We start from the raw sequence: 26,075 nt of genomic DNA, 5'->3' as shown, positions 1-26,075 counted from the left end.
GCTAGTGCTCTCGCGCTCCCCCGTCCTCCCACCCCGTTGTCGCTCCCCCCCCCCCCCCCCCCCCCCCCCCCCCCCCCCCCCCCCCCCCCCCCCCCCACCACCGGCGCCGACCCAACGACCCCGGAAACCGGCACCTCAAGGACCGCCGCGCGTTCGATGAACGTGCCGCCTTCCTTCAGGTGTTGGCTGCCGACACCGATCGTGCGGTGAAAGGGTGTCCTACACTGCGAGCGCCGGCACGGACCGCGATGGGAGAAGGTGAGTGGACATCGACGTCCATGGATTGATGTCGTTGTCGGCCCAGCAACGCCTCCGGCTGCTCGCCGACCGACTGAACGCCTACCGGCTATGGGCGTACGAAGACCTCTTCCCCGCAGCGTTCGCCGACGCCGTCGACATCATCCACGCACGTGGCGAGCAGCACCTCGATGCCCAGCGGTTCGTCGACCACACGTTCATCAACCTGATCACCAGACCCGGTGACCTGGTGGCCTTGTGCCGGCGAATCCCTGCCGCGCACCTGCGTCTGGCGGTTGTCGAGGCCTACGTCCGTCATCCTCTGGTCCCGCCCGACGTTCTGGCCGCCATGGGTGCCTCGGGTGAGGTGTATCGGGAGCTTCCGTCCGGGGGCTGGGCCGAGGTGCCGATGCTCCTGCACGCGTCCGCCAGGCTCAGTGCCGAGCCGAGCCGCCGTTTCGAGCTCCATGAGCTGGTTCCGTTCGGTACCGTCCACGATCGGTCGTGTGCCTGGTCGGTTCTTCACTCGGCTCTGGAAGCGGACCAGCTCACCGACCGGGCGCGCGCAGCCGTGCTGAGTCCGGGCGGTGTCGAGATACCCGCGCCCGCCTTCCACGACGGCCAACGAGCGCAGGTGGTGCTCGATGACCGTAACCGCACCCCCCACTGCGGCACCGTCCGGGACAAGGTCTGGCACCACAGGGATCAGCAGTGGTACTTCTTCCTGCGCGACGACTCCGGGCGCAAGATCAGCAAGCGGTACTCCGCCGCGGACCTGCAAGCCCGCTGCGTCTGACAGCCGGCCCACGGCTCGGGTGGCTCGGCCACACTCACCGTGTCCGTTCGGGGTGGTGAGCGGGGCGTTGGAGTGCTGTCACAGGACACGGGGGACGGGTGTCGGCTCCGTCGCCCGATGGCTCCGGAGGATCGGCCGTTCCCTCCCGCGCTCGTCACCAGACGCGCGTGGATCGTCTGCCGCCGGGGCACCCGCCCTCGAAGCCCTCGAAGCCCTCGAAGCCCTCGCATCCGATGGCCTCCGGCGGAAACGGCTGGCCCGACGCGTTGGTGAGTGCCAGACTCGCCCCGTGCGAGCGATCATCGAGGAGATGGCCAACCGCCTGGCCGAGGTGCCGGGCGTCGTCGGAGTCATGCTCGGAGGCAGCCGGGCCCGCGGAGAGCACCGGCCGGATTCGGACTGGGACCTCGGCGTCTACTACCGTGGCGGGCTCGATCTCGCCGCGTTGCGCGCGCTGGCCGGCTCCGAGGTGGAGGTGGCCGGCCCGGGCGGCTGGGGGCCGTGGGTGAACGGCGGCGCGTGGCTGCGAGTCGACGGCGTGGCAGTGGACTGGATCCTGCGGGACGTGGACCGGGTCGAGCAGGTGTGGGCGGACTGCCGCGAGGGTCGGTACGAAGTCGGCGTGCAGGCGGGGCATCCCCTCGGCTTCTGGTCGCCCTGCTACGCGGGCGAGGTGGCGCTCGGCCAGGTCCTGGCCGACCCAGCCCGCGAGCTGACGGACCTTCAACAGGAGACCGCGACCTACCCCGAGCCGTTGCGAGAGGCCCTGACGGCGGGAGCCTGGGAGGCGGAGTTCCTGGTCGGCGCCGCAGCGAAGGGCGCGGCACGGGCGGACACGCTGTACGTCTCGCTCTGCCTCTCCCGGGCCGTTGGCGTGCTGGTGCAAGCGATGTTCGCCGCCGACCGGCGCTGGTGCCTCAACGAGAAGGGCGCGCTGGCCGCCGCCGAGACGCTACCGGCCGCGCCAGCCGGCTTCGGCCCGCGAGTCCGCCACCTGTTGGGGGCGCCCGGAGAGAGCGCCGAACTGCTGGCGGCAACAGTGGCCGAGGCGCGGCTGCTGGTCGAGGAGACCCTCGCCGCGCTCCGGAGCCGCACCGAGTAGCAGCACACACCTCGAACCGGGCGCCTCGCCCCTGGCGGCCCGTCAGCGGCTCCACGCCATCATGCGAGCAGCGAACCACCGGGCGGCGGAATCAGCTGGTTCGTTCCTTCGGGTTCACCGTGCAGAAGTGGACGCGGTTGGTCAGCTTGTCGAATCTGCACAAGACTTTCGCCACGTCAGATTCGAGACCGATCAAGCCACCCCCGCCGCACCGGACTTCGCGGCAGGCCCCGGGCGTCCGGAACCTGGCGCCGAGCCGTGGCCGATGAGCATCAGAGCGGGTCGATGCGAGCCTTGAGCAGGCAGAACTCATTGCCTTCGGGGTCGGTCAGGACATGCCACTGCTCCTGCCCGGTCTGGCCGATGTCGGCCGGGCGCGCGCCGAGCGCCAGAAGGCGTTCGAGCTCGGCGTCCTGATCGCGGTCGGTGGGGTTCACGTCGATGTGCAGGCGGGACTTGCCCTTCTCGGGCTCGTCCCGGCGGCTGAGGAAGATCGTCGGTTGCGCACCGCCGAACCCTTCGCGCGGCCCGATCTCCATCGAGCCGTCGTCCTCGCGACCGAGTACGACGAAGTCCAGGACCTCGCACCAGAACCGTGCCAGCACCTCGGGGTCGCGGCAACCGAGCACCAGCTCACCGATACGACACGCCATGACGAATACCTGCTCTCAGCCGGGGAACCGCCGGGGAGACCGCATGCGAACCGCACGGGCTCCCGGCAGCGAAAACAACCCCGCGACCGTACCGGACGAGGCGAGCGCGGTCGACATGATTTCCGGGCCGACGCCGGGCCGGCGGCATCGGGCCCGAAGCCGGAGCGGGCTCAGGACAGCATGTTGATCCGGTACTGCATGATCCGGTAGTTCGTCGGGTCGTACCACTGGCTGACGACGATGTGGAAGTTGCCGAACGTCGAGCCGGGGATGACGAAACCGCCGTACGGGCTGGCGACGAGGTTGGCGACCTCCTGGCCCGGGGCGCAGGGGAGGATCATGGCCTGCTCCAGCGTCGTGGTCAGGTCCGAGGTCGGAAGGGCGAAGACCATCGCCCTGATCGACAGCTGGTCCATGTTCAGCCACGTGAGGACGTACTTGCCGTCCATGGCGCGGAAGCACATCTCGCCCCACTTGCGGGTGCCGAAGACGGTCGTCGGGGCGGGCGCGTTCCACCGCCACCCGCCGTCGGCGTAGCCCCACGGCTCGTAGGCGTCCGGATTGCCGAGGCTCTCCTTCCGTACCCGGTGCAGCAGCATTCCCGATTCCACGTCGCGGTTGAAGACCGTGGACAGGACGTAGCAGTAGCCGTCGTCGGCCACGGCGTACGTCTTCTGCTGGAACTGGCCGCCGTACAGGTCGCCCGGCCACTGGCACAGGTACTGCCAGGTCTCACCGTTGTCGGTGGAGCGCCAGAAGTCGGTGTGGTGGGTGTCGTAGATGACGCCGCGCATGAGGTGCATGTACATCACGCCGTCGACGACGAACACGTCGGACGGGATCGCCGTCGTGGCCTTGTCGCCGACCGGGTTGTGCGGCTCGTCGACCAGGCTGTTGGCGTGGCTGCCGCCGACGCTGCCGTCGATGCGCAGGTTGTTCAGGTCGGCGCTGCTGGAGCGCAGACCGACCGGGGCACGCCAGTCGGCGGCGCCCACCTGGGCGCCGTCGAAGGTGTCGCCGCAGACGAAGAGCATGGTGCCGTCCGGACACAGCACCGGGATGCCGAGGTCGGTCCACGGCGAGGCGAACGGCCCGGTCTCGACCGGTCCGCTGAGGTTCTTCACCTTGGTCGCGACCGTCGGGCTCGGAGGGTCGTTCGGGCCGCCGGCGACCGCCGCTGGGGCACCCGAGCCGATGGCCCCCGCCCCCACGGCGACGCCGATGCCGATCTTGAGGAGCTTCCGGCGGGAGGGCCCGCCGGCCGTCGCGTCGGTCCCGCCCGATGAGCCCGATGAGAGTGTCATTTCTGTCGATGGCCTTTCCGAGTCGACGAATTCCCGTGGCTCCGAACGGATCGCGCACCTCGGCGGCGACGGGTCGCCACCGAGGCTACGGCGCCCCGTCGCCCTCCCGTCGACCGGTGGGCAAACCTTCACCCAAATTGGCTATGCCACACGGAAGTTCCGCATCCGGACGTGGACCAGCCGACGGGAGGTGGGGCCGAACGTCCACAGCCGGACGGCCCGCCCACCACCGGCCGCTCCGTGACCCGATCCCGGACGATCCCGGACGGGCGCGGTGAGCAGCAAGTGCTCTCCCGGGCGCAGGTTTCGATCGATCAGCGCGTGCGTGCCGTTTCACGCCCCCTGATCGAGACGCGAGCATCACATATCGTATGCGTATCGCTACCGTTGGAATATGACGCACTCTCAAGTCCGCAGTCTCCTCGTTCGTGGGGTCGTGGCCTTCGTGCTCCTGGCTGCGCCCCTCGGGGCGCGGGCCGCAGCCGCGCCCAGTACGGGTGAGGACGCGCGGCCCGCCATCAGAAACCTGGCCCGCGGTGACCGCGACCTGCTGCAGCAGGCGGTGGACGCCCAACTCACCGCGAGCAAGGACGGTAAGCAGACCGCCGCCAACGAGATCACGTACCCGGACGGGGCGGTGGTGGTCCTGCCGCTGCCGGGCGAGGCGCAGGCTCCGCCGTGGAGCGGGGACCACCACCGTCGGTCCGCCAGGGGCGCGGACTGGAAGAAGTGCCCGGCCCCGACCAGCGAACCCTCCTACTACTGCTTCTACGCCGACAAGAACTGGGGCGGTAGGAGGCTGCAGTTCAACCTCTTCCACGAGGACAGGCCGGTGTACTTCGCCGACTACGGGTTCCGCGACCAGACCAGCAGCTGGGTCAACACCGCCCGCGGCCTGGAGGTGATCGTGGACAACGACCCGGGCGACGGCCAGTGGCAGATGCTCTGGAAGGAGCCGCCGGAGTCCCTGTCCGCGTCGGTCGGCTTCGACAACATGGCCGACCGTTTCTGGGCCGTTCGTCAGTAGCCCTACCGCGCGCCGGCTGAGCTCGTGGCCCCGACCGGCTACTCGGCTACGCCACCGGCCCCGGCTTGTAGTCCGAGGGGAGCGTGCGGACGAACTCCCGCGGGTCGGAGTGCGACTGTTCCATCCAGACGGGCACGCTGCGGTAGCCGAGGGCGTAGAGGTTCCGCTTGGGGTCCCATGTGTTGGAGGCGAGGATCGAGGCACGCTTCTTCGCCATGTGGGCGTCCGGGATGTCGAGGACGTAGGAGGAGGCGGCGTCGCTGCATGCCTTGTGCGTGGGGTTCCCGTCGAGTCGGCCCGCGGCGAACTTGTGCGAGGCGCCCGGGTACTGCTTGGCGAGCGAGCGGACCTTGGCGATGACCTTCTGCACGAAGCCGTCGAAGTCGCCGTTCGCCTCGTCGGAGAGGTCGAAGTTGATGACCTTGGCGACGCCCGGGGCCTTGGCGGAGAGCTTGAACTCGGCCGTACGGCCGACGACGAACTCAGGGGTCGGCCAGGTCTCGGCCCAGCCGAGTGCGTGGTAGTGCCCGGGGGCGGAGCAGTTGTTTCCCAGGCTCTGGCATGTGCCCTGATTCATGTACTGGGCGAGCCCGCCGTTCTCGCCCCGGGTCACCAGCACGAGATAGACCGGTCGCCCGGAGGCCTTGTGCTCCAGGATCGAACCGGCGAGCCCGATCGCCTCGTCGTCCTGGTGCGGCGAGTCGAAGATCGCGGGAGCCGTCGCCGCGTGGGCGCCAGGCGCGGCCAGTGCTGGCCGGTTCCTTCCGCATCACAGCAGCCGGCGGCCCCGCCGCGGATCGCGCACCGGCAGCGGCGCTTCGATCACCGCCCACTGGGCGTCCGCCCACGACGAGTCATAGGAAGGTCTGCACGAAGGGACACACATGGCGGTGATCTTCGCGGACACCCCGCCGCGAAGATCGCCGCCAGCGCATCACGCCACGATGTTGATCGGTTACCGAACACTTTCCGAGGCGGGAGGGGAGATCGTGCCCGCGGTGACCGGCTCCGGCGTGACCGTGATGTAGGTCGGGGCCGGAGCGGTCTCCCGGGCGCGGGCCGTGTACCAGCCGGCGCCGAACGCGAGGATTCCGATCAGGAGGCCTGCGAGGACCATGGTGACGTACTGCTGTTTCATGGCCCCAAGGGTAGAGCGCCCGTGGTCAACTCCCGTGCCGCCACGGCATGATGGCCACCTCTCGCGTCAAGCGTGGTTGACGCGAGAGGTGGCCATCATGCCGCGGGAGGGAGGAAGGTCACTGTCCGAAGCCGTGTGACCGGGCGATCCGGCGAACCTACGCGGTCAGCGCCGCCGCCCCTGCGGCCGGTTCGAGGTCGCCCGGAGTCCACGAGCGCCGGAACTCCCCGATGGTGGCCCGGAGTACGGCTATCAGCGCCAGCAGCATCAGCGCGCCGTGGGCCGGCATCGACAGGTACGGCGACACGCTGGGGGCGATGAACTTGAGGTAACTGCCGAAGGACGACAACTGGACCAGGACCGGCACGTACCAGAGCCGCCGGGGCAGCTGGAAGGCGATGATCACGCTGATCACGTCCGCGACGTAGAAGTAGCGCTCGTGCATGGACGGCAGCAGGAACGGCACCGCGATCGCGAAGACGGCGGCCAGCAGCAGGATCCCCGTGTCCGTGAGCTCGGGCCGCCCCTCCCGTACCGCCGGTGCCTCCCGCCCGTCCCCGGCCTTCAGCGCCGCCGCCCCGCCGGCGCGGTGGATGGCCCAGACCGCCAGCCCGATCAGCACCAGCACCAGCGCGCCCGCGACCAGCACACCTGCGTGCCGTACGGCGTCCTGCTCCTCGAACGGCACCGAGACGAACTGGTAGACCGATGGCGCGTTGAGCGTGAGGTCCTTGTACGTGTCCGGCTGCCGGGCGTACACCGTCAGCAGCTGCCAGGGGTCGGAGCCGAGCAGGACGGCGGGGATGTCGAGCGCCACGTACACCGCCGGAAGGGCCAGCAGGCTTCGCCACGGGATCCGTCGCGCCAGCACCAGGACGAGCAGGAGCGGGAACAGGAAGACCGCCTGGAGCTTGAACGCCAGCGCGATCCCGAAGAACGAGCAGGCCCACCACGGCCGGTCGCGCAGGATGTGGTAGACGCCGCCGACCAGGAAGGTCGTGAAGATCGCGTCGGCCTGGCCCCACCAGCCGCTGTTGGTCACGACCGTGGGGAGGAAGAGGACGATCACCGCCGCGCCGAGGGCCCGCCAGGGCTGCTGCGGCGACCGCAGGGAGACGATGCGGAACGTGTAGTACGCCAGTGCCAGATCGAACAGGATCGAGACGCACTTGATACCCGTCAGCGCGGCCACCGGAAGGTAGGTGAGCGCGGCCATCAGGTACAGGTAGGGGACGTTGTAGTCCGAGAAGCCGGTGCCGCTGAGAGCGTGGAACCCGCCGTTGTTCGCGATGTACTGGTACCAGGGCCCGAGGAAGTAGTAGAAGTCCGTCGACTCGTTGTCCAGCATCAGGATGCGGACCGAGAGCGCGGCCATCACCGCCGCCATCGCGGCCAGAATCAGGACCGTCGGGTCGGCCGTGCGCTGGCGCGGCTCCTCGGCGGTTATCTCGGACATCGGTCTCCATTCGGGTCGGCGGTGCGGTGGGCCGGCCGGGGTGCGTGTCGTGGGTCGGACGGCGAGGCCGGTACCGCGGCCCTCCGCGGGGGAGCCCCGTCCGCAGGGCGGCAGCCGGACCCGAAAGCCCTCCGTGCCCCACCCCTTGGTCCGCCCCCGTGGCCCGTTCCCGTGATCCGTTCCCGTGAGCCGGCCCCGACGGTGGCATCCGGCGGGTGGTGCGCGAACGGGCGGATCCGCCCCCGGCCGATCATAGGCGCCCGTGTCCACCGGCACTCTGCTGGCCCCGGACCGTCAGGACACGGAGAAGAGCCGACCCGGGCGGCACGGACGACACCGGCCCCGGGGCGGACCCTTCGACGCCGGCCCACAGCGCCTGCGGCCGCCGATCCTCCTACTGCTACTCCGCAGAAGTCGGTGGAGGGGTGTTGAGCTGGGCCGCGTATTCGTCGGTGAGGATGCTGCAGGTGCACCAGTCGCTTGTGCACGGGGCGCCGGCCTCGGCGCCGTAGGGGCCGAGACCGGCCATGAGGTGGAGTACCTCCGTGCGCTCCGGCGCGGAGAGAACGGGGAGCGTCGCAGAAGGCGGCGACTGCTGCCAGACGGCCGGATCATCGGCCACGTCACCGATGACCCGTGCGTCGATGAACAAGGTGTAGAGGGGATGCTCGGGAAAGTCGTTGAGTCGCAGGACCCACCAGTGCCCTTCGACCCGGGCCGCGTAGTAGAAGACACCTGTGCCGGTGCCGCGCCACGTGGCCCCCGGGGGCAGCGCAGGGAGAGGAATCATGCCCGCGTCGTCCGGGCTGCCGTGTCGAACGGGGGCGGACCGGCGGGGTCGCCCGGGTGCACACCGCAGGCGCAGCCGAGTGCCTCTTCGGGGGAACCGGTGGGCAGTCCGGTGGTGAAGCACCGGCACCACGGAGGCTGGGGCTCCTGGGTGGGCAATTCGGCTGCTACGTAGGCGAATCCGGCTCGGAGGCGGACCGTGACGGCGTTCACGTGGGGCCGGCGTTCACGGGCGTGGCCCTTCAGGCACCGACGCAGGTGGTGCTGCATCGATTTCGGTGGGTTCTTCGGCACGGGCCCATCCTGCCGGGTGCGGCGTCGGCCCGCCATGGCCGTCGGCTGTGAGTGATGGCCATGGGGTGGGGCGGTGCTTGCGGCCGTGCTCAAAAGGCAGGTTCGCGAGAGTCGGACGGGATACACGTGGCTGCCGGGGCTCCGCGTTGCTCAGGGGCGGCCGAGGGCGCGGAAGGTCCAGCCGGCCGCACGCCAGCGAGCGGCGTCGAGGGTGCCGCGGGCGTCGATGACCTGGGGGACGGCGATGTGTCGGGCGAGGTCGGCCGGGTCGGCGTCGGAGTACTGGGGCCAGTCGGTCAGGTGCAGCAGCAGTTCGGCGCCGGTGACGGCCTGGGTGGGGTCGTCGGCGTAGTCGAGCCGGGGGTAGGCCCTGCGGGCGTTGTCCATGGCGGCGGGGTCGTGGACGGTGACCTCGGCGCCGGCCCGCTGGAGGGCGTCGGCGACGGCCAGGGCCGGGGAGTCGCGGATGTCGTCGGTGTGGGCCTTGAACGCGGCGCCCCAGACCGCGATCCGCTGGCCGGTCACGGCGTTGCCGAGGACTTCGCGGGCGAGTTCGACGGTGTGCTCGCGCCGGCGCCGGTTGATCGCCGCGACCTGGCGGAGCAGGCCGGTGTCGGCGCCGAGCTCTTCGGCGCGGTAGGTGAACCCGGCCAGGTCCTTGGGCAGGCAGCCGCCGCCGAACCCGAGGCCGGGCCGCATGCCCTCGGCGCCGATCCGGTGGTCGTAGCCCAGGGCGAGGACGATCTGCCGGACGTCGGCGCCGGCCAGCTCGCAGAGCTCGGCCATCGCGTTGATGAAGGAGATCTTGGTGGCGAGGAAGGCGTTCGCGGCGCCCTTGATCAGCTCGGCCGTCGCGATGCCGGTGACGATCAGCGGGGAGCCGGCGGCCAGGATGTCGGCGTAGACCTGCCGGAAGGCGGCCTCGCTGCCGGTGTCACCGTCCTCGACGCCGAGCACGATCCGGTTCGGCTCCAGGGTGTCCAGGAGGGCGAACGACTCGCGCAGGAACTCCGGCGACCAGGCCAGGCCGACGCTCACCCCGGTGCGGAGGTGCTCGTCCAGGGTCTGCCGCAGCTCTGCGACCGTGCCGACCGGGACGGTCGATTTGCCGATGATGACCGCGCCGTCGCCGAGCCCGGGGGCCAGGCGCCGGACGGCGGTGTGGAGGTGGGTGAGGTCGTAGGCGCCGCTGCCGTCCCGCTGCGGGGTGCCGACGCCCAGGAAGTGGACGTCGGCGAAGTCGGCGGCCTCCGCGTAGGAGGCGGTGAAGCGGAGCCGTCCGGTGGCGGTGTGCTCGGCGAGCAGGTCGTCCAGGCCGCGCTCGACGAACGGGGCCTGGCCCTTGTTCAGCGCGTCGACCTTGTCGGTGTCGGTGTCCATGCCGAGGACCTGGTGGCCGAGCTCGGCCATCGCGGCGGCGTGGGTCGCGCCGAGGTAGCCGCAGCCGATCACGGTGAGTTTCACGAACGTGTCCTTCCGAAGGGGCGGGCGGCGTCCGCGCCGGCCGGTCCTGCGATTCCGCGCATCCGGTTGTCACCCCTGAGCGTGAATCGGTGGTGGCCCCGACGGGAGGAGGTTTCCGCAGGTCCCGGCGGAGGCCCGGAGCACCAGGCAACCGTCTGGCAGCCGGTGCGGGGAGGGCTCGCAGGGGGGCTCACACATCGTGCATCCGATTCACCATGAGCGACGGATGCCCTACCTTCGGTGATCCGGCCTCGGGTGCCGGACACGCGACTTCTCGTGGCGGGCCGCGTACGACTTCCCCGTGCCCGTGCGGGGACCGACTGAGGGGGACGTTGTGGCGTCGACCACCCGCCGGACCAAGCCGCCGAACGACGCACTGGCCCGGATGATCGACAAGTGCGAGGGCGCCAGCCACAAATCGCTGGCCCACCGGGTGAACCAGCTCGCCCACGAAGCCGGGCTGACCACGACCTACACGCACACGTCCGTTGTGAACTGGACGGCGCGCGGCATGGTGCCGGACTGGCCCGTGCCGAAGCTGCTGGCCCGGGCGATCGGCGAGCGGCTCGGCCGGCCCGTGGAACTCGGCGAGATCGGTATGGCCGATGCCGGGACACCGGACGCCGCGATGGGGTGGGATTTCCCGAGGGACCCCGCCGAGGCCGTGCGCACGGCCACTTCGTTCTGGAGCAGCGTGAACCGCCGAGACTTCCTCACCGGTGCGGGCTTCGCCGTCTCCGCGTTCACCACCCCGGTCACCCGCTGGCTGGTCACCCCCGCCGACGACACCGCCGCCCACCGCGGCCGCGGCCGGGTCGGCGCCGCCGACCTCGCCGAACTGCGGGACGCCGCAGACGACGCCCGGCGCTGGGACTCCAGATACGGCGGCGGGAACTGGAAGGCCGACTCCGTCACCGCCTGCCTCCGGGAACGCGCGGTCCCGCTCCTGAACGGTTCCTTCGGCGACGAGGTCGGCCGCCAACTGTTCTCCGCGACGGCCGAGTTGTCCCGCCTGGCGGGCTGGACCGCCTTCGACGTCGGCCAACACGAGGTCGCTCAACGGCACTTCATCCAGGCCCTCCGCCTGGCCCGGGCCGGCGGCGACGTCCAGCTCGGCTGCTATGTCCTGACCACGATGGCCATGCAGACCCTGCTGAGGGGATTCGCCGGCGAGGCCATCGATATGACCCAGGGCGCCTTCGAGCGGGCCAAGGGCCGGGCAGCCCCCAGGGTGCTCGCGTTCACCAAGCTCATCGAGGCCCGGGCCCACGCCCGGGACGGCGACGCCCGGGCCGCCTCCGCCGCGCTCGCCGCCTCCGAGAGCCTGCTCGACCAGGCCCGCGACGGCGCCGAGGAGCCGGCGTGGATCGACTTCTACCACCACGCGCGGCTCTCGGCCGATGCCGCCGAGATCTTCCGCGACCTGAAGCACCCCGAGGCCGCCCTCGCGTGGAACGCGCAGGCCGCCGCCATGTCGCCCGGGGTGTTCACCCGCTCGGTCGGGATGCGGCTGGCCATCGTCGGAACCGCCCACCTCCAGAGCAAGGACCTGGACCAGGGCCTCGCGCTCGGCCACCAGGCCGTCGACATCCTCGCCCGTGTCCAGTCCAGCCGGGCCAAGGACTACGTCCGCGAGTTCAACACCGCGCTCACCCCTTGGCGTCGCGAGCCGCGGGTCGTCGAGTTCCTCCGGCGGACCGGCAGGGAACCCGGCGTCGCGGCATAGGGCGAGAGGCCGCGCGGCCGGGTCAGGTGCCCGGGTGGGAGGCTGCCCAGCCGTGTTCGAGCAGGGCGAAGGCCTCGTCGGCGGCTCGGCGCGGTTCGGCGTGCCGCAGGATGAGGCTGCGGCTCTCAAGGGCGAAACGGGCGAGGGCGGCGCAGCTGACGTCGTCCTCGGGGGCGTTGACGGCCTCGGCGATGGCTCGTGCCAGGGCGGTTTCGTGGCGCGTCCACATGCGGTGGGCGTAGTCGCGCAGCGCGGGGGTCTCCTGCACCATGCGCGTGAAGTCGGCGAACCGCGGGTCCGCGGTGTGGACGGCGAACTGGGTCTGCGTCAGCAGGAGGTGCTCGCGCAGCGCCTGCGGGATCGACGTGCCGGGGGTGCGTTCGCGTACGGCGGCGACGAGTGCTGCTTCGATGTCGTCCTCCTGGTCGAAGACCAGGGCTTCCTTGCCGGAGAAGTGCTTGAACAGGGTGGTCACCGAGACGTCGGCGGCCTCGGCGACGTCCTTGACGCCGACCTGGTCGTAGCCGTGTTCGAGGAAGAGGTCGAGTGCGGCGTCGGCCAGGGACTGGCGGGTCTGGGCCTTCTTGCGCTCGCGGCGCCCGGTCGGTTCGGTCACGTGCCCACCATATCGGCATAGTGCATCCGCTGCAAAAGTTTAGTCGTTGCGCTTATTTAGCGAGTGTGCTTTCTTGGTGGTGTCGGGCCTCCCAACGGCCCACCCACCTCCCGAGGGGCACTCCCATGAACTCTGCCCGCAATCCCCGTGATCCCCGCCGTCCCCGCATCGCGATCGTCGGCGCCGGCCTCGGCGGCCTCACCTGCGCCCGGGTCCTGCAGCAGCACGGTCGCTCCGTCACCGTCTTCGAACGCGAGGCATCCGCCGACGCCCGCCCGCAGGGCGGCACCCTCGACCTGCACGCCGACACCGGCCAGGCCGCCCTGCGCGCGGCGGGGCTCCTCGACCGGTTCCACGCCCTCGCCCGCCCCGAAGGAGACGCGTGGCGCGTGCTCGACTTCGCCACCGCCGCGCTCCTGGCGCAGCAGGGGCCTTCCGCCGACGGCGGCCGGCCGGAGATCGACCGGGGCCAACTGCGCGGCCTGCTCCTGGAGTCGATCGCCGAGGGCACGGTGCGATGGGACCGCGCCGTCAGCGGGGTCACCCCGCTGGCGGACGGCACCTGCCGGCTGTGCTTCGGCGACGGTACCGCCGAGGACTTCGACCTGGTGGTCGGTGCCGACGGCGCCTGGTCGCGCGTCCGCCCGGCCCTGTCGCCCGCCGTACCCGGCTACACCGGTGTCACCTTCGTCGAGACCGGATTCGACCACTGCGACACCCGTCACCCCGACCTCGCGCGGCTGGTCGGCAGCGGATCGATGCTGGCGAAGGGCGTCGGCAGGTCCCTGGTCGCCCAGCGCAACAGCAACGGCCACATCCGCGCCTACATCGCGCTGCGCGTGCCGGAGGACTGGCACACGGCCGCCGGTATCGACCTCGGCGACCAGCGGGCCGTGCGGACGCACCTGCTGAGGGCGTTTGACGGCTGGGACGAGAGCCTGCGCCACGTCCTGCGCGACAGCGACAGCGGGTTCGTCAGCCGGCCCCTGTTCGTCCTGCCCGCCTCGCACACCTGGCAGCACGTCCCCGGCGTCACGCTGCTCGGCGATGCCGCGCACCTGATGCCCCCGGTCGGTCTGGGTGCCAATCTCGCCATGCTCGACGGTTCCGACCTCGCTCACGCCCTCGCCACCGAACCCAGCGTCGACGACGCCGTCCGCGCCTACGAGGGCATCATGCTGCCGCGCTCGATCGAGGCCGCGACGGGCAGCGCGCAGGGACTCGACCACCTCGTTCCCGCGACGGCCCCCTGAACCGACTCCACTCGCGCTCTGGCTGTCTCAGCTCAGGCACCGGCTGTTTCGGGCGCTCACGGCTGGAGTCGTCCGGGCCGGGTCGAGCGACTGTCGGCTTCCACGGGCTGTCCGAGCCCTTTGGTCGCTGCGTATTCACGCAGGTCAGGGCGGCGGCAGGGACTGAAGCGACTGAGACTGGGGATTGGGTGCACGTTGTCGCTCGGGGTGGGTGCCCGTCCCGGTGCGGTCGGGCGGCCGGCGACTCTGCCGTGGAGTGGTCGCGGGCGGTGAGGATGACGTGGTAGCCCTGTTCGGCGAGCTCGCGGGCGACGGCGAAGCCGAGTCCGGCCGGGCGGCTGGTCCCGGTGACGGGTGCGGTCCTGATGGCCATGGCGGGTGTTTCCCTTTCAGGTGGCTTGACCCGTTCCTGGCTTGAGTTTGGACCGCGACGTCGGAGCTGTCACCGGGCACCTGTATGTTGATCACCCGCCGACCCTGTCGGTGTCCCGTCCCAGGGTGTCGACGCGCGGATCCGGCCTGGGGTGGTGATCGCTTCGCGGAAATTCGGTCGCTGTCGTCGGGGGATCAGGTGATCCTTTGGCGTCGAGGCTGAACAGCCGCTCATCATCTCAAGCGCTTGAAGGATTTTGCATGACCGTTCCTGCCCCGCCCGACAGCCCGCAGTCCGCCGAGGGGCCGGCCGACACCAACGCATGGGCGGCACCGAGCCCGGGTCAGGGCGAGGGCGAGGCTCCGGGTCAGGGCGAGGCCACGGTGCCTGCCCCGACCGCTACCCCTGCCCCTGCCGCGCCCCCTGCCGCGCCCCCTGCCGCGCCCCCCGCCGCGCTCGCTGTCGCGGCTCCGAACGTCCCGTACTGGCCGCCGTACGCGTATCCGATGCCGGCGCCGCAGCCTCGCAACGGGCTGGGCACCGCGGCCATGGTGCTCGGGATCGTCGGTGGCGTCCTCAGCCTGGCCGTCATCTTCTTCTGGCTGTCCTGGCTGCCGGCCCTGCTCGCCGTGGTCTTCGGTGCCATCGGGCTGGGCTACGTCCGCAAGGGCCTGGCGACCAACCGGGCGATGGCGCTCGCGGGCGTGATCCTGGGCATTTCCGGTCTGCTGGTCTCGGTCGGCGCCGGGGTGTTCGTCGTGACGCGGGTGCAGGCGGCCGACGAGGAACGGCGGGCGGAGGAGAACGCCGCGCGCGCTCGCGCCGATGCCGCGACTCAGGCCGCCAACGAGCGGGCGGCGAAGGAGCGGGAGCGGATCGAGGCCGAGCGGAAGAGGGCCGAGGCCGAGCAGGAGAAGGCGGCCGCGGACGAGAGGGCCCGGCGTCTGTCGTTCGGCCAGTCCTACACGTACGGGGACGGCCTGAAGGTCACGATGGCCGCGCCGACGCCCTACGTTCCGAGCGACAGCGTGTCGGACACCCCCAAGAACGCCAAGATCATCCAGGTCCGCATCACCGTCGTCAACACCGGGTCGGAGGAGGTCTCGCTGAACGGGTCGGGGCTGCCCACCATCAGGGACGCCAAGGGCAACCTCGTCTTCACGCTGATCGACGGAAGCGGACGGATGAAGATCCTCAAGGGCTCGCTGGCCCCGGGCGAGGAGGCCGCCGGTCTGACGGCGTACGCCCTGCCGGGCAGCGCGGCCGACCGGTTCTCCGTCCAGTTCGACTACGGTCTCGGTCGGCTGCGCAAGGACGTCATCTGGTCCGGCTCTCCGAGCTGACCCGGGGCCGCTCCCCCCGAAGCCTGTTGCGCAGGAGGCATGACCTGCCACCACCCTGCCGTCGCCGTCACCTGGCTCGTTTCACCCCGTCCACCAACGGCGTCGAGAGCGTCGGGCCGGGCGTCCGGCGGTGATCGGCGACTGCTTCGGGCGGAACTCCTGATCCGGATGATCCGAGACCGGGGCGCGGCACGTGCCACGCCCCGGCCGGGTGTCGAGGGAGCCTCAGAGTTTGAAGCGCATGATCATGCGACTTCCCGGGAGGCTGGAGATGGTCCCGCTGCTGCAGTCCGTGATGTCGGCCCCCGGGAAGAGGGTGCCGGTGACGGTGGCGCCGGGCAGGACGGAGCTGTCGAGGGACACCGTGCCGTTGAGGCTGTTGGAGATCTCGTTCTTCGAGGGGTCGCCCTCGACGTCCTGCATGCCCGCGGCGTTGATGGTGGAGGTGCCGGCCGGGTTGCCGTTCGCGTCGGCCCAGTTGACGACGATGGTGCCGGTGAGCTGGCCGAGCTGCTTGCAGGAGAGGGTCGCCGACCCGGTGAGGGTGATCGTTCCGGCGGACACGTTGGGGCCGCCGTTCTTCGTCAGGCACCTCGTGGTGGTGCCGTTGTTCATGGACAGGTCGACCGCGGCGGGGGTGTCCGTGATCGGCATGGTGCTGTTGATCGTACCCTCTGCGGCGCACAGGACCCGGACCAGGGGGTTGGCCCGGGTTTCGGCGGTCCCGTTGGCTCCGTCGGTCACGACCGGCGTGTCGGCGGCGGCCGAGGCGGGGGCGGGCTGCTGGAGGAGCACGGCCGAGGTGGCGGCCACGGCGGCCAGGGCGAGCGGGACGGCGGCCAGGCGCCACCGGCGGGGCCTGGACGGCGCTGCTTCACGCGTCGGCACGGGGTCGGAGTCCCAGGAGTGCAAGGGCATGGTGTTCCTGTTCTGTGAAGTCGGGCGGCTGAGGGTCAGAGGAGTTCGGAGAACTGGGCGTCGTGCTTCGCGGTGAGGCTGCTCAGGCCGTTGGAGCAGTGGCTGATGTCGCTGGTGGGCTCGAAGGTCGCGAGGACGCCGGCGAGCGGCAGGACCTTGCTGCCGAGGGACACCGTGCCGTCGCTCGAGTTGAGGATGTCCCCGCGCGCGGGGTCGCCTTCGACGTCCTGTGCGCCGTTGGTGGTCACGGTGGAGGTTCCGACGACGCTGCCGGTCTGGTTCAGTCCGCTGTACCAGGTGATGGTCTCGGTGCCGCTGAACGTACTGGGGGAGGAACACGAGAGCGTGCCGGTGCCGGCGAAGGTCAACGTCGCCGACAGTACGTCCGTGGGCCCGCCGTTCTCGGCGAAACACTCGTCGAACGTGCCGACCCAGGAGAGGGACACGGTCCCGGCGGTGTTCGTGATCGGCGCGCTGCTGGTGCCGACGGCCTGCCCGGAGCAGGTGAGCTTGGTCAGGAGAGTGTCGCGGTGGCCGGTGGACTCGCTGGCGGCGGCCCGGGTGGGGGCGGCCTGCTGGAAGAGCAGGCCGGCACCGGCGGCCGTGGCGACCAGGGCGAGCGGAACGGTGGCGAGACGCCACCGCCGGACCGAGAGATTTCTGGTGTGCGGCCCCGACGGCGTGCCCGGGGCGGTGGGCTGAGCGCCCATAGTTGCTCTCCTTCTGTTTATGTATACGAACTGCTGCTGTCAGAATCACCGCCAGTGGGGCGCTGTGCGATCCGGGCGGAGCCGGATTCGTCTTTGCGGTGCGACATTGACCCGACTGCCGCAGTGCGCCCTCGGGCTCCTATGGAGCTTCCTTTTTGCTACTGAAGATCGTGAACGACCTTTAATGTCCGGCAGTCGAGGGATAGCGGCGTGTGCCTGCCGGGTCTTCCGCCGGTGTCGGGCTACGTTCTGCGGCAGACCTTTTCAGAGTCGGCCCGCCGGGTCGCCCGACGGATGAGGGGAGACATCAATGCCGCCCAGTCCACCTCTTCCGCCCGGCGGCCCCCGGATTCCGGCCGTGGATCGGCTGCCCGGTTTTCCGGGTGCGGAGCACTGGCGGCGCGAGGCGGAATCCGGATTGCACTACGTCGACCACGGATCCGGCGACGTCGTGCTCATGCTGCACGGAAACCCGACGTGGGGATATCTGTGGCGGCGTCTTATCACCGCGCTGGCCGAGGACTTCCGTTGCATCGTGCCGGACCAGTTGGGCATGGGGCTCTCTCAGCGCAGGACCGGTGCCGGTCCGATTCCGCTCGCGGAGCGGCTGGAGCACCTCGACGCGCTGGCGGCCCACCTGATCGAGCAGGGCCGGGCGCCGTCGGCGGGCTGGACCCTGGCGGTACACGACTGGGGAGGGCCGATCGGCCTGGCGTGGGCGAGGCGGCATCCCGGGTTGGTCACGAAGCTGGTCGTGCTGAACAGCGTGGGTTTCCGCTGGCCCGAGGGCTACCGGCTGCCGCGCTCGCTGGCCCTGCTGCGCGACGTCCGACCGCTCGGCGAGGCGGCGCACCTGCTGAACGTCTTCCCCCGGGCGGCGCTGCGCGCCGGAGTGGTCCGGCCGCTGCCCGCCGAGGTCCGCTCCGCCTACCTGCGGCCGTACCGCGGCGCGTGGCAGCGCCGCGCGGTACGGGACTTCCTGCGGCAGATCCCGCGCAGCGGCGCGGACCCCGCCTGGTCCCTGGTCGATCCCGGTGACGACAGCGCCGACCTCGCCGGGCTGCCGGTGTTCATCGGCTGGGGCCTGCGGGACCCGGTGTTCACCCCGCTCGTCCTGCGGGAGTGGCGGCGCAGACTCCCGCACGCCGAGGTGCACGCCTTCGCCGACGCGGGCCACTTCGTCCTGGAGGACGCCGGCGATTCCCTGATCAGGCCGCTTCGGCGCTTCCTGTCCACACGATGACGAACCATCACGGAAAGGTGCTCATGCCCTCGCCCCACAGCAGGATCAGTCTCGTGCGGGTCCATGTCCCCGAGGCCCGCCAGAGTTCCCGCGAGATCGAGGAGGAGCTGCGCCGGCAGAGCCCCGGGGCCGCGCTGCCGGCGGGACTGCTGGAGCACATGTTCGGGCTGCGCGAGCGGTGCGTGGCGGCGCCGGAGGAAATGCCCTCGGACCTGGCGGCCCGGGCGGGCGCCGCCGCCCTGCGCGACGCCGGCCTCCCGCCCGAGGCGGTCGACCTGCTCGTCTACACCGGGATCAGCAAGGACCTCGACGAGCCGGCGACCGCGAACGTGGTGGCCGCCAAGCTCGGTGTCACGGCACCGGTCTTCGATCTGATGAACGCCTGCAACGGCGTGCTCAGCGCCTTGGAGAGCGTGGATGCGCTGATCAGGCTCGGCTCCTACCGGCGGGTGCTGGTGGTCACCGGGGAGGTGCCCAGCCGGATGACCCGCTGGCGCATTCCGGACCGCGGTCGGCTCGCATCGGCGCTGGCCAGTCTCACGCTGGGCGACATGGGGGCGGCCGTGCTGGTGGAGGCGAGCGAACGGCCCGGCATCCTCGGCAGCCGCTTCTTCGCCAACCCGGCCGCGTGGCCGAGCGCGGTACTGCGCAGCCCGTACGCCACCGGCCGGATGCACGAGTTGGAGGTCGACGACGCCGCGTTGACGGCCTCCTTCGCGGAGCTGCGGGGACAGGCCTTCAAGGCCGCGGGCGAACTGATCGATTCCGTGGCCGACTGTGCGCTGTTCTGCGTCCACCAGCCCTCGGCGGCCATGACCCGCGACCTCTGCTCATCCGCGGGCATCCCCGCCGAGGCCGTGATCCCCACCTTTCCCGACTACGGCAACGTCGCCACCGCCACCATCCCGCTGCAGCTGGTCCTCGCGCAGGAGCGGGGCCGGCTGCACGAGGGCGATCTGGTGGGGATCCTCGGCCTGGCCAGCGGCACCAGCCTCGGCGTCATGGCCCTGCGGTGGTGAGCGCGGTCCCCGGGGCGACCGAGGAACGGGACGCCTGGCCGGAGACGCTCGCCGCCCACCTGGCCGGCTGGGCCGGCCTGCAGCCGGACCGCACCGCGCTCGTCTGGACCGCTCCACGTGGCCGGTGGCACACCGTCGACTTCGCGACGCTGGAGGCCGCCTGCCGGGCGCGCATCCGCGAACTGCGCGAGGCGGGCGTCGGCGCCGGGCAGAAGGCCGTGGTGATGGCCCGCGACCCGTACGACCTGGTGACCACCGTGTACGGGCTGCTCGCCCTCGGTGCGGTGCCGGTGCTGATCGACCCGGCGCTGCCCCGTCCGGCGCTGCGGGCCTGTCTGGACGAGACGCGGCCCGAGGTGTTCATCGGCGACCCGCTCGCCCAGCTGGCCCGGCTGCTGCTCGGCTGGGCCCGCCCGCACGTCACCGTCTCACTGCTCACGGGCCGCGCGTGGCGCGCGTGGTGCGCGCGTCGGCCGGAGCTGGAGACGGAGCTGGAGACGGAGCGGCCGGAACCGTCATGGCCGAGCCCGCCGCCCGCCGCCTCGCTCGCGCTGATCGCCTTCACCTCCGGCTCCACCGGAGTGCCCAAGGGCGTGGAGTACGAGCACCGGCAGCTGGCCGCCCAGGTCCGCTCCCTCACCGGGCTGCTGGGGCTGGGCCCGGGCGAGGTGCTGCTCGCCGGGTTCCTGCCCTTCGCCCTGTTCGGGCCCGCCACCGGCGCCACCACCGTCGTCCCGGCCATCGACCACCTCAGACCGGCCCGCACCCGGGGCGCCGACCTGGCGCGCGCCGTCACCGAACACTTCACCTCGGTGGTGTGTGCCTCCCCGGCGGTGCTGCGGGCCCTGGCCGGGGAGTGCGAGCACGGCCGTCTGTCGCTCGCCCCGGTGCGGCTGGCCTGTTCCTTCGGCGCCCCGCCGTCCGAACGGCTGGTGCGTGCGCTGCGCCGGGCGCTGCCGGAGGAGGCGACGCTGCTCAGCGCGTACGGCGCCACCGAATGCCTGCCGGTCAGCGTGATCGACAGCGCCGAACTGGCCGCCGCGCACGCGGAACCGCTGCACGCCCACCGCGGGGTCTGCCTGGGCCGCCCGGTGCCCGGCATCGCGGCCCACGTCCTGGTGCCGGTCGGCCCCGTGTCGTACAACCGGACAGTGCCGCAAGGGAGTTACGGGGAGATCACGGTCGGCGGCCCGCAGGTCAGCCGGGCCTACCATGCCCGCCCGGGAGCGAACGCGGCCGCCAAGGTCGGCACCGGGGAGGACGTACTGCACCGCACCGGCGATCTCGGCTGGCTCGACGAGAGCGGCCGGCTGTGGTTCCTCGGGCGCTCCGCGCACCGGGTGCACGGAGCCGGGTTCGCGCTCGACACCGCCGTGGTCGAGCGGATCGCCGACGCGGTGCCCGGCATCGGCCGCACCGCGCTGATCGGCCTCGGGCCCGCAGGCCGTCAACGGCCGGTGCTGTGCGTGGAGTTGGCGCCATCGGGGGCCAACTCGGCGACGGCCGTCCTCCAGGGGCTTCGGCACGCCCTGTCGGCGGTGCCGGGCGGCCACCGGGTTTCCACCGTCCTGCTCCACCACCGGCTGCCCACCGACCCGAGGCACAACTCGCGCGTCGACCGCGACCGCCTCGCCCGCTGGGCCCGCCGCCGGCTGCGCCGACGACGCCCGGGCGGCGTGCTGGGAGGCGGGCGATGAGGATCCTGGTCACCGGGGGCAGCGGCTTCCTCGGCCTGGAGCTGTGCCGCCGCCTCGCCGGGCGCGGCGACGTGGCGGTCTCGCTGAACCGCCGCTGGAGTCCGGAGCTGGAGCGCCTCGGGGTCCGTCAGCACCTGGGCGACATCGCCGACCCGGATACGGTCCGGCGAGCCCTCGACGGGTGCGAGGCGGTGATCCACAACGCGGCCCTGGCCGGCGTCCGGGGCCCCGAGCGGCCGTACCGCACGGTCAACGTCGACGGCACCCGGCACGTGCTGACCGCCTGCCGCGCCCTCGGCATCCGCCAACTGGTCTATACCTCCACCGCGAGCGTGGCCTTCACCCCCGAGGGCGTCACGGGAGCGGACGAGTCCCTGCCCGGGCCCCGGAGCCACTCGGCCGCCTACCCCCGCACCAAGGCCGAGGCGGAGGCGGCCGTCCTCGCCGCCAACGGCCCGGACCTGGCGACCACGGTGCTGCGGCCCCACCTGATCTGGGGGCCCGGCGACCCGCACTTCCTGCCCGCCCTGCTGCGGGCGACCGAAACCGGGCGACTGCTGATGCCGGGCCGCGGCACCAACCTCGTCGACACCTGCCACCTCGCCACCGCGGCCCACGCCCACCTGCTCGCGCTGGACCGGCTGCGACCGGGCCACCCGGCGGCAGGGCGGGCCTACTTCATCGCCCAGGGCGAACCGCGGCCGCTGCGCGAGGTGGTGGCCAGGCTCCTCACCGCGGCCGGACGCCGCGCGAGCTGGCGCCCAGTGCCCTACCCCGTCGCCCTGGCCGCCGCCGTCCTGGCCGACGCCACCACGACGGTGCTCCGCCGCCACACCGACCACGGCCTCAGCCGGTTCCTGCTCCACCAGCTCACCCGGCCGCACTGGTTCGACCTCACGGCGGCCCGGCGCGACCTCGGCTTCGAGCCGCCCACCACCTTCGACCAGGCCATGGCCGAACTGACCCGTCACCACCGCACCACCGGCGGCTGAGCCCGCCCCCCTCACACTCCGGAAAGGAACCACGATGGACACGACGCTCTCCGTGGACGACGTCTGCGACACCGCCCAGACCCTGCTCGTCGAGCGGTTCGGCGTATCCGCCGACGTCATCAGCCCCGACGCCACGTTCGAGGAGATGGACGTCGACTCGCTCGCGCTGGCCGAGTTCGCCTTCGTGCTCCAGGACGAGTTCGGCATCCTGATCAGCCAGGAGGACGCCGACCGGCAGAGCACGCTCATCGACGTCGCCCGGATCGTCCAGGCCCGACTCGGCGACGCGACCGAACCCGTCGCGTGAACCGCCCCGAGATCGCCGTCACCGGCCTGGGGCTCGTCACCCCGGCCGGGTTCGGCGCCGAGGAGACCTGGCAGCGGGTCTGCGCCGGCACACCCACCGCGTCACCGGACCCGGACCTCGACGCCGCCCCGGTGACGTTCTCCTGCCGCATCCCCGCCATGGACCTGGACACGGCGGTCGGGCGAAAGAAGGCATGGCGGATCGGACGGTTCAGCAAGCTCGCGCTGCTCGCGGCCCGGGAGGCCGTCCAGAACGCGGAACTGGACACCGGCGGGTGGGACGGCGCCCGGGTCGCCGTCGTGCTCGGGGTGGGCTTCGGCGGCGCGCCGCACTGGGAGGACCAGCTGCGCCGACTCCATCAGCGCGGGCCGGCCCACGTCTCGCCGACGGTGATCCCGATGGTCATCGGAAACATGGCCGTCGGCGAGGTGGCCCAGGAGTTCGGCGCGCGTGGTCCCACGCTCGCCTGCGCCACCGCCTGCGCCTCCGGTGCCACGGCGCTGGCCATCGCCCACGACCTGCTGGTCGCCGGGTCCTGCGACATCGTCCTGGCCGGTGGCGCCGAAGCCGCCCTCAGCCCGCTGGTGGCGACCGGGTTCCACCGGATGGGCACCCTGTCGGCGCGCGGGCACGACGTGCCGGGCGCCTCCCGGCCGTTCGCCGCCGACCGGGACGGCTTCGTCCTGGCCGAGGGCGCCGCCGTGCTCGTCCTGGAGCGCGCCGCGGACGCGAAGGCGCGCGGTGCCCGGGCGCGCGCCGTGCTCGCCGGACACGGCGCCAGCAACGACGCCCACCACCCGACCGCGCCGCCCCAGGGCGCCGCCGGTGCGGAACAGGCGCTGCGTACGGCGCTGCGCAGCGCGGGCCTGGGCGCCGGCGACATCGGCCACGTCAACGCCCACGGCACCTCCACCCCGCTCAACGACGCCGCCGAGGCCGGCCTGATCGCCCGCACCCTGCCGCACCGGCCCAGCGTCACCGCCCCCAAGGGCGTGCTCGGCCACAGCCTCGGCGCGGCCGGAGCGATCGAGGCGGCGCTCACCGTGCTGACCATCGAACGCGCACTGGTGCCGCCGATCGCCAACCTCACCCCCGACACCGCCGAGTTCGACATCGACTGCGTCACCGGGACGGCGCGCCGGCAGCGCATCGACGCGGCGCTCAGCCACTCCTTCGGCTTCGGAGGCCACAATGTCGTCCTCGCCCTGCGCCGGGACTGACCCCCGGGCGGGCACGGTCCGAACCACCCCGGCGCCGCCCGACGGCAGCGGGGCCAGGCTCGGCGCACTCGTCGCCCGCCACCGCTGGGCGGTGCTGTGGACCACCGCCCTGCTACTGGCCGTCGCCGCGGTCGTCGGGGCCGGGCTGCCCGCGCGACTGTCCCACGGCGGCTTCACCAACCCCGGGGCCGAGTCCGGCCGGGCGCTCGAAGTCATCGAACACCACTACAACGCGGGCGGGACCAGCACGATCGTGGTCTTCCGCAGCGAAACCCTCACCGTGGACGACCTGGAGTTCGGCGAAGCCGTGCGGTCCGCGCTCGCCACCGTGCCCAGATCCGTGCTGACGGGTGCCCAGCACTACTGGAACACCGGCAAGCGGGAACTCCTCTCCACCGACGGGCACGCGGCCTGCGTGGTCGTCGGACTGGCCGGCACCGGCGACCAGGCCAAGACCGCCTCCTACGAGCGGCTGCGCCGGCTGCTGCACGCCGACGGACTGACCGTCGCCTACGCCGGGCAGGTCCCGCTCGAGGCCGACCTGGACCGGACCGTCGACGACGACCTCACCCGGGCCGAACTCTACGTCTTCCCCCTGCTGTTCCTGCTGCTCCTGCTCTTCTTCGGCAGCCTCGCCGCGGCCCTGCTGCCGCTGGCCGTGGCCGGCGCGAGCCTCGCGATGTCCTTCGCGGTGCTGCGGCTCCTCTCCCCACTGGTACCGGTCAGCTACGTCACCCGCAACGTCGTCGTCATGATCGCTCTCGGGCTGTCCGTCGACTACGCCCTGTTCGTCGTCGTCCGCTTCCGGCGCGAGCTGCGCCACCGGGGCGACCCGCACCGGGCCGTGGCCGCGACCATGGCCACCGCCGGGCACACCGTGCTCTACTCCGCGACGGCCATCTCGCTCGCCGTCCTGGGCCTGACCTTGCTTCCGTTCCCCATCACCCGCTCCCTCGGCATCGGCGCCGCCGTCACCGTCGCGCTGGCCGGCGCCGTCAGCCTCACCATGCTGCCCGCCGTACTGGCCGTGCTCGGCCCGGGCGTCGAGGCCGGGTGCGTCCGGCTGCCGGGCTTCGGGCGGGCCGGTCTCGGACGGGCCTGGGCGGCGGACCAGGAGACGGGGTTCTGGTACCGGCTGGGCCGGAGCGCCGTCACCCACCCGTGGGCCTGGCTCACCGCCGCCGTCGCGGTGATCGCCGTGCTGAGCGCCCCGGTCGTCGGGCTGCACCTCGCGGCGAGCGACCAGCGGACCCTGCCCGCCGGGGCGGCCAGCCGCAGGGCCCAGGAACTGCTGCACGAGGACTTCCCGGCGGCCGCGCTCGACCAACTCCAGGTCGTCGCCCACCTGCGGGACGACATCGGCGGCGAGCCGGGCAAGGCCGAACTGGCCCGCTGGCAGGAGCGGCTCGCCGGACTGCCGGGCGCCCAGGACGTCCGGCTGCGGGTCAGCACCGCGCACAGCGCGCTGCTGACCGTCGCCACCGACGCGGCTCCGGACGCTCACGCCGCCGAGCAACTGGTGCGCGCCGTGCGGGCGCTCGACCCGCCCGACGGCGGCCTGGTCCTGGTCGGCGGACCGGCCGCGGCCAACGTCGACGTCCTGGACACCCTGAAGGCCAGGCTCCCGGCACTGGTCGGGTACCTGCTGGTGGTCACGCTCGGCCTGCTCTTCCTGGCGTTCCGGTCGCTGCTGGTCCCGGTCAAGGCCGTCATCACCACGACGATGTCCCTCGGCATCGCCTACTCCGCCGTCACCTGGACCGTCCAGGACGGCCACGGCGCCCGGCTGCTCGGCCTTCAACCCACCGGGTACGTCGGCGCGTTGGAGGCCGCCATCATGCTGATGTTCGTCTTCGCGCTCTCCGTCGACTACGAACTCTTCCTGATCGCGCAGATCCGCGAGCTCCACCGCGGCGGCATGGACAACGCGAGCGCCGTGGTGACCGGCCTCGGGCGCACCGGAGGGCTGATCTCGGCCGCGGCGGCCCTGATCGTGCTGGTCGCCGCGGCCTTCGCGACCAGCCCCGTCGTCACCGTGAAGGAGATCGCCCTCGGTGTCCTGGTGGCCGTGGCCGTCGATGCCACCGTGGTGCGTATGCTGCTGGTCCCCGCCACCATGCGCCTGCTCGGCGAACTCAACTGGTGGACACCGCGCTTGCGGCGGCCGGCGGCGCCGAGCGGGCCCCGTCCGGCGCCGTTGCCGGGCCTGGAAGCGGTGGAGTGAGCGTACGAGTGGGTTCCGGGCGGGCCTGGCGCTCGGAGGCGTGCGGAGCGGGCTCGGAGCACTGGTGGGCTGGGGGGGGGGGGGGGGGGGGGGGAAAAAAAAACAGCAGAAATGGTCCACCCAAGCGCCCCAAGGGGGGTGTTGACGGAAAAAACGCCAAAAAGGGTGTGGGCG

The 26,075-nt window shown here is 72.0% G+C and carries 23 protein-coding genes; 13 read left to right on the top strand and 10 right to left on the bottom strand.

All coding sequences use genetic code 11. From position 1 onward, the window contains the following. Nucleotides 1-262: 262 nt before the first annotated feature. Together AC07BF_RS31855 and AC07BF_RS31850 are read left to right on the top strand one after the other, a co-directional pair. Nucleotides 263-1,033: a hypothetical protein gene (locus AC07BF_RS31855; RefSeq protein WP_478334270.1), complete on the top strand. Its 771-nt coding sequence runs from the start codon at nt 263-265 to the stop codon at nt 1,031-1,033. Between the two features lie 310 nt (nt 1,034-1,343). Then, complete coding sequence (locus AC07BF_RS31850; RefSeq protein WP_400988977.1) at nt 1,344-2,135, top strand: nucleotidyltransferase domain-containing protein; 792 nt, start codon at nt 1,344-1,346, stop codon at nt 2,133-2,135. A 272-nt stretch (nt 2,136-2,407) separates the two neighbouring features. On the opposite strand, the gene AC07BF_RS31845 is transcribed toward AC07BF_RS31850, so the two are convergent. Both AC07BF_RS31845 and AC07BF_RS31840 read right to left on the bottom strand, forming a co-directional pair. Beyond that, nucleotides 2,408-2,788 carry a VOC family protein gene (locus AC07BF_RS31845; RefSeq protein WP_363581071.1) on the bottom strand — a complete coding sequence of 127 codons (381 nt, stop codon included), beginning with the start codon at nt 2,786-2,788 and terminating at the stop codon, nt 2,408-2,410. A 170-nt stretch (nt 2,789-2,958) separates the two neighbouring features. Beyond that, on the bottom strand, nt 2,959-4,092 hold the full coding sequence (locus tag AC07BF_RS31840) for a DUF4185 domain-containing protein (RefSeq protein WP_400809377.1): 1,134 nt from the start codon (nt 4,090-4,092) through the stop codon (nt 2,959-2,961). A gap of 394 nt (nt 4,093-4,486) precedes the next feature. Here AC07BF_RS31840 and AC07BF_RS31835 point away from each other — a divergent pair, with 394 nt between their 5' ends. Next, a complete protein-coding gene (locus AC07BF_RS31835; protein WP_363581075.1) occupies nt 4,487-5,119 on the top strand; it encodes a peptidase inhibitor family I36 protein in 633 nt (210 codons plus the stop codon). A gap of 46 nt (nt 5,120-5,165) precedes the next feature. On the opposite strand, the gene AC07BF_RS31830 is transcribed toward AC07BF_RS31835, so the two are convergent. The 5 genes from AC07BF_RS31830 to AC07BF_RS31810 form a co-directional block, all read right to left on the bottom strand. Further along, complete coding sequence (locus AC07BF_RS31830; RefSeq protein WP_478334275.1) at nt 5,166-5,828, bottom strand: PIG-L deacetylase family protein; 663 nt, start codon at nt 5,826-5,828, stop codon at nt 5,166-5,168. Between the two features lie 246 nt (nt 5,829-6,074). Then, nucleotides 6,075-6,257, bottom strand: a complete 183-nt coding sequence (locus AC07BF_RS31825) for a hypothetical protein (protein WP_363581077.1) — start codon at nt 6,255-6,257, stop codon at nt 6,075-6,077. 157 nt (nt 6,258-6,414) lie between these two features. Then, nucleotides 6,415-7,713, bottom strand: a complete 1,299-nt coding sequence (locus AC07BF_RS31820) for a glycosyltransferase 87 family protein (protein ID WP_363581079.1) — start codon at nt 7,711-7,713, stop codon at nt 6,415-6,417. A gap of 400 nt (nt 7,714-8,113) precedes the next feature. Beyond that, nucleotides 8,114-8,503, bottom strand: coding sequence for a hypothetical protein (locus AC07BF_RS31815; protein WP_363630863.1), 390 nt, complete (start codon nt 8,501-8,503; stop codon nt 8,114-8,116). A 443-nt stretch (nt 8,504-8,946) separates the two neighbouring features. Further along, nucleotides 8,947-10,260 carry a UDP-glucose dehydrogenase family protein gene (locus tag AC07BF_RS31810; protein ID WP_478334269.1) on the bottom strand — a complete coding sequence of 438 codons (1,314 nt, stop codon included), beginning with the start codon at nt 10,258-10,260 and terminating at the stop codon, nt 8,947-8,949. A 334-nt stretch (nt 10,261-10,594) separates the two neighbouring features. On the opposite strand from AC07BF_RS31810, the gene AC07BF_RS31805 reads away from it, so the two are divergent. After that, nucleotides 10,595-11,986, top strand: a complete 1,392-nt coding sequence (locus AC07BF_RS31805) for a sporulation protein (RefSeq protein WP_478334268.1) — start codon at nt 10,595-10,597, stop codon at nt 11,984-11,986. A gap of 22 nt (nt 11,987-12,008) precedes the next feature. Here AC07BF_RS31805 and AC07BF_RS31800 read toward each other — a convergent pair whose 3' ends face one another. Beyond that, nucleotides 12,009-12,602 carry a TetR/AcrR family transcriptional regulator gene (locus AC07BF_RS31800; RefSeq protein WP_363622051.1) on the bottom strand — a complete coding sequence of 198 codons (594 nt, stop codon included), beginning with the start codon at nt 12,600-12,602 and terminating at the stop codon, nt 12,009-12,011. 125 nt (nt 12,603-12,727) lie between these two features. On the opposite strand from AC07BF_RS31800, the gene AC07BF_RS31795 reads away from it, so the two are divergent. Then, entirely contained in the window at nt 12,728-13,855 is a 1,128-nt protein-coding gene (locus AC07BF_RS31795) for an FAD-dependent oxidoreductase (RefSeq protein WP_478334267.1), read from the top strand. A gap of 879 nt (nt 13,856-14,734) precedes the next feature. Then, nucleotides 14,735-15,571 (top strand): DUF4190 domain-containing protein, encoded by an 837-nt coding sequence (locus AC07BF_RS31790; RefSeq protein WP_478334266.1) that lies wholly within the window; start codon nt 14,735-14,737, stop codon nt 15,569-15,571. A 225-nt stretch (nt 15,572-15,796) separates the two neighbouring features. Here AC07BF_RS31790 and AC07BF_RS31785 read toward each other — a convergent pair whose 3' ends face one another. Together AC07BF_RS31785 and AC07BF_RS31780 are read right to left on the bottom strand one after the other, a co-directional pair. Further along, nucleotides 15,797-16,489, bottom strand: coding sequence for a hypothetical protein (locus AC07BF_RS31785; protein ID WP_478334265.1), 693 nt, complete (start codon nt 16,487-16,489; stop codon nt 15,797-15,799). Between the two features lie 35 nt (nt 16,490-16,524). Further along, nucleotides 16,525-17,199, bottom strand: a complete 675-nt coding sequence (locus AC07BF_RS31780) for a hypothetical protein (RefSeq protein WP_363581095.1) — start codon at nt 17,197-17,199, stop codon at nt 16,525-16,527. Between the two features lie 418 nt (nt 17,200-17,617). Here AC07BF_RS31780 and AC07BF_RS31775 point away from each other — a divergent pair, with 418 nt between their 5' ends. The 7 genes from AC07BF_RS31775 to AC07BF_RS31745 are packed head-to-tail and all read left to right on the top strand — an operon-like array spanning nt 17,618 to nt 25,901. Then, nucleotides 17,618-18,442: an alpha/beta fold hydrolase gene (locus tag AC07BF_RS31775; protein ID WP_363581097.1), complete on the top strand. Its 825-nt coding sequence runs from the start codon at nt 17,618-17,620 to the stop codon at nt 18,440-18,442. 53 nt (nt 18,443-18,495) lie between these two features. After that, nucleotides 18,496-19,461: a 3-oxoacyl-ACP synthase III family protein gene (locus AC07BF_RS31770; RefSeq protein ID WP_400809357.1), complete on the top strand. Its 966-nt coding sequence runs from the start codon at nt 18,496-18,498 to the stop codon at nt 19,459-19,461. After that, nucleotides 19,458-21,158, top strand: a complete 1,701-nt coding sequence (locus tag AC07BF_RS31765; protein ID WP_478318572.1) for an AMP-binding protein — start codon at nt 19,458-19,460, stop codon at nt 21,156-21,158. The genes AC07BF_RS31770 and AC07BF_RS31765 overlap by 4 nt, the downstream gene beginning before the upstream one ends. Then, nucleotides 21,155-22,150 (top strand): NAD-dependent epimerase/dehydratase family protein, encoded by a 996-nt coding sequence (locus AC07BF_RS31760; protein WP_478334264.1) that lies wholly within the window; start codon nt 21,155-21,157, stop codon nt 22,148-22,150. Before AC07BF_RS31765 ends, AC07BF_RS31760 begins: the two co-directional genes overlap by 4 nt. Before the next feature lie 34 nt (nt 22,151-22,184). Beyond that, nucleotides 22,185-22,457: an acyl carrier protein gene (locus AC07BF_RS31755; protein WP_350876141.1), complete on the top strand. Its 273-nt coding sequence runs from the start codon at nt 22,185-22,187 to the stop codon at nt 22,455-22,457. After that, entirely contained in the window at nt 22,454-23,677 is a 1,224-nt protein-coding gene (locus AC07BF_RS31750; protein WP_478334263.1) for a beta-ketoacyl-[acyl-carrier-protein] synthase family protein, read from the top strand. Before AC07BF_RS31755 ends, AC07BF_RS31750 begins: the two co-directional genes overlap by 4 nt. Continuing rightward, on the top strand, nt 23,649-25,901 hold the full coding sequence (locus tag AC07BF_RS31745; RefSeq protein ID WP_478334262.1) for an MMPL family transporter: 2,253 nt from the start codon (nt 23,649-23,651) through the stop codon (nt 25,899-25,901). The genes AC07BF_RS31750 and AC07BF_RS31745 overlap by 29 nt, the downstream gene beginning before the upstream one ends. Nucleotides 25,902-26,075 lie beyond the last annotated feature (174 nt).

The organism is Kitasatospora sp. NPDC043950 (genome assembly GCF_056435345.1).
Note: the sequence above shows the minus strand (reverse complement) of the source record. Positions and strands in the feature narration are given on the sequence as shown.

Coding starts and splice junctions, on each gene's coding strand:
- AC07BF_RS31780 (WP_363581095.1), bottom strand. CDS start 17,199: ATGGGCGCTCAGCCCACCGCCCCGGGCACGCCGTCGGGGCCGCACACC.
- AC07BF_RS31850 (WP_400988977.1), top strand. CDS start 1,344: ATGGCCAACCGCCTGGCCGAGGTGCCGGGCGTCGTCGGAGTCATGCTC.
- AC07BF_RS31790 (WP_478334266.1), top strand. CDS start 14,735: ATGCCGGCGCCGCAGCCTCGCAACGGGCTGGGCACCGCGGCCATGGTG.
- AC07BF_RS31745 (WP_478334262.1), top strand. CDS start 23,649: ATGTCGTCCTCGCCCTGCGCCGGGACTGACCCCCGGGCGGGCACGGTC.
- AC07BF_RS31835 (WP_363581075.1), top strand. CDS start 4,487: ATGACGCACTCTCAAGTCCGCAGTCTCCTCGTTCGTGGGGTCGTGGCC.
- AC07BF_RS31815 (WP_363630863.1), bottom strand. CDS start 8,503: ATGATTCCTCTCCCTGCGCTGCCCCCGGGGGCCACGTGGCGCGGCACC.
- AC07BF_RS31820 (WP_363581079.1), bottom strand. CDS start 7,713: ATGTCCGAGATAACCGCCGAGGAGCCGCGCCAGCGCACGGCCGACCCG.
- AC07BF_RS31785 (WP_478334265.1), bottom strand. CDS start 16,489: ATGCCCTTGCACTCCTGGGACTCCGACCCCGTGCCGACGCGTGAAGCA.
- AC07BF_RS31825 (WP_363581077.1), bottom strand. CDS start 6,257: ATGAAACAGCAGTACGTCACCATGGTCCTCGCAGGCCTCCTGATCGGA.
- AC07BF_RS31795 (WP_478334267.1), top strand. CDS start 12,728: ATGAACTCTGCCCGCAATCCCCGTGATCCCCGCCGTCCCCGCATCGCG.
- AC07BF_RS31840 (WP_400809377.1), bottom strand. CDS start 4,092: ATGACACTCTCATCGGGCTCATCGGGCGGGACCGACGCGACGGCCGGC.
- AC07BF_RS31845 (WP_363581071.1), bottom strand. CDS start 2,788: ATGGCGTGTCGTATCGGTGAGCTGGTGCTCGGTTGCCGCGACCCCGAG.
- AC07BF_RS31755 (WP_350876141.1), top strand. CDS start 22,185: ATGGACACGACGCTCTCCGTGGACGACGTCTGCGACACCGCCCAGACC.
- AC07BF_RS31760 (WP_478334264.1), top strand. CDS start 21,155: ATGAGGATCCTGGTCACCGGGGGCAGCGGCTTCCTCGGCCTGGAGCTG.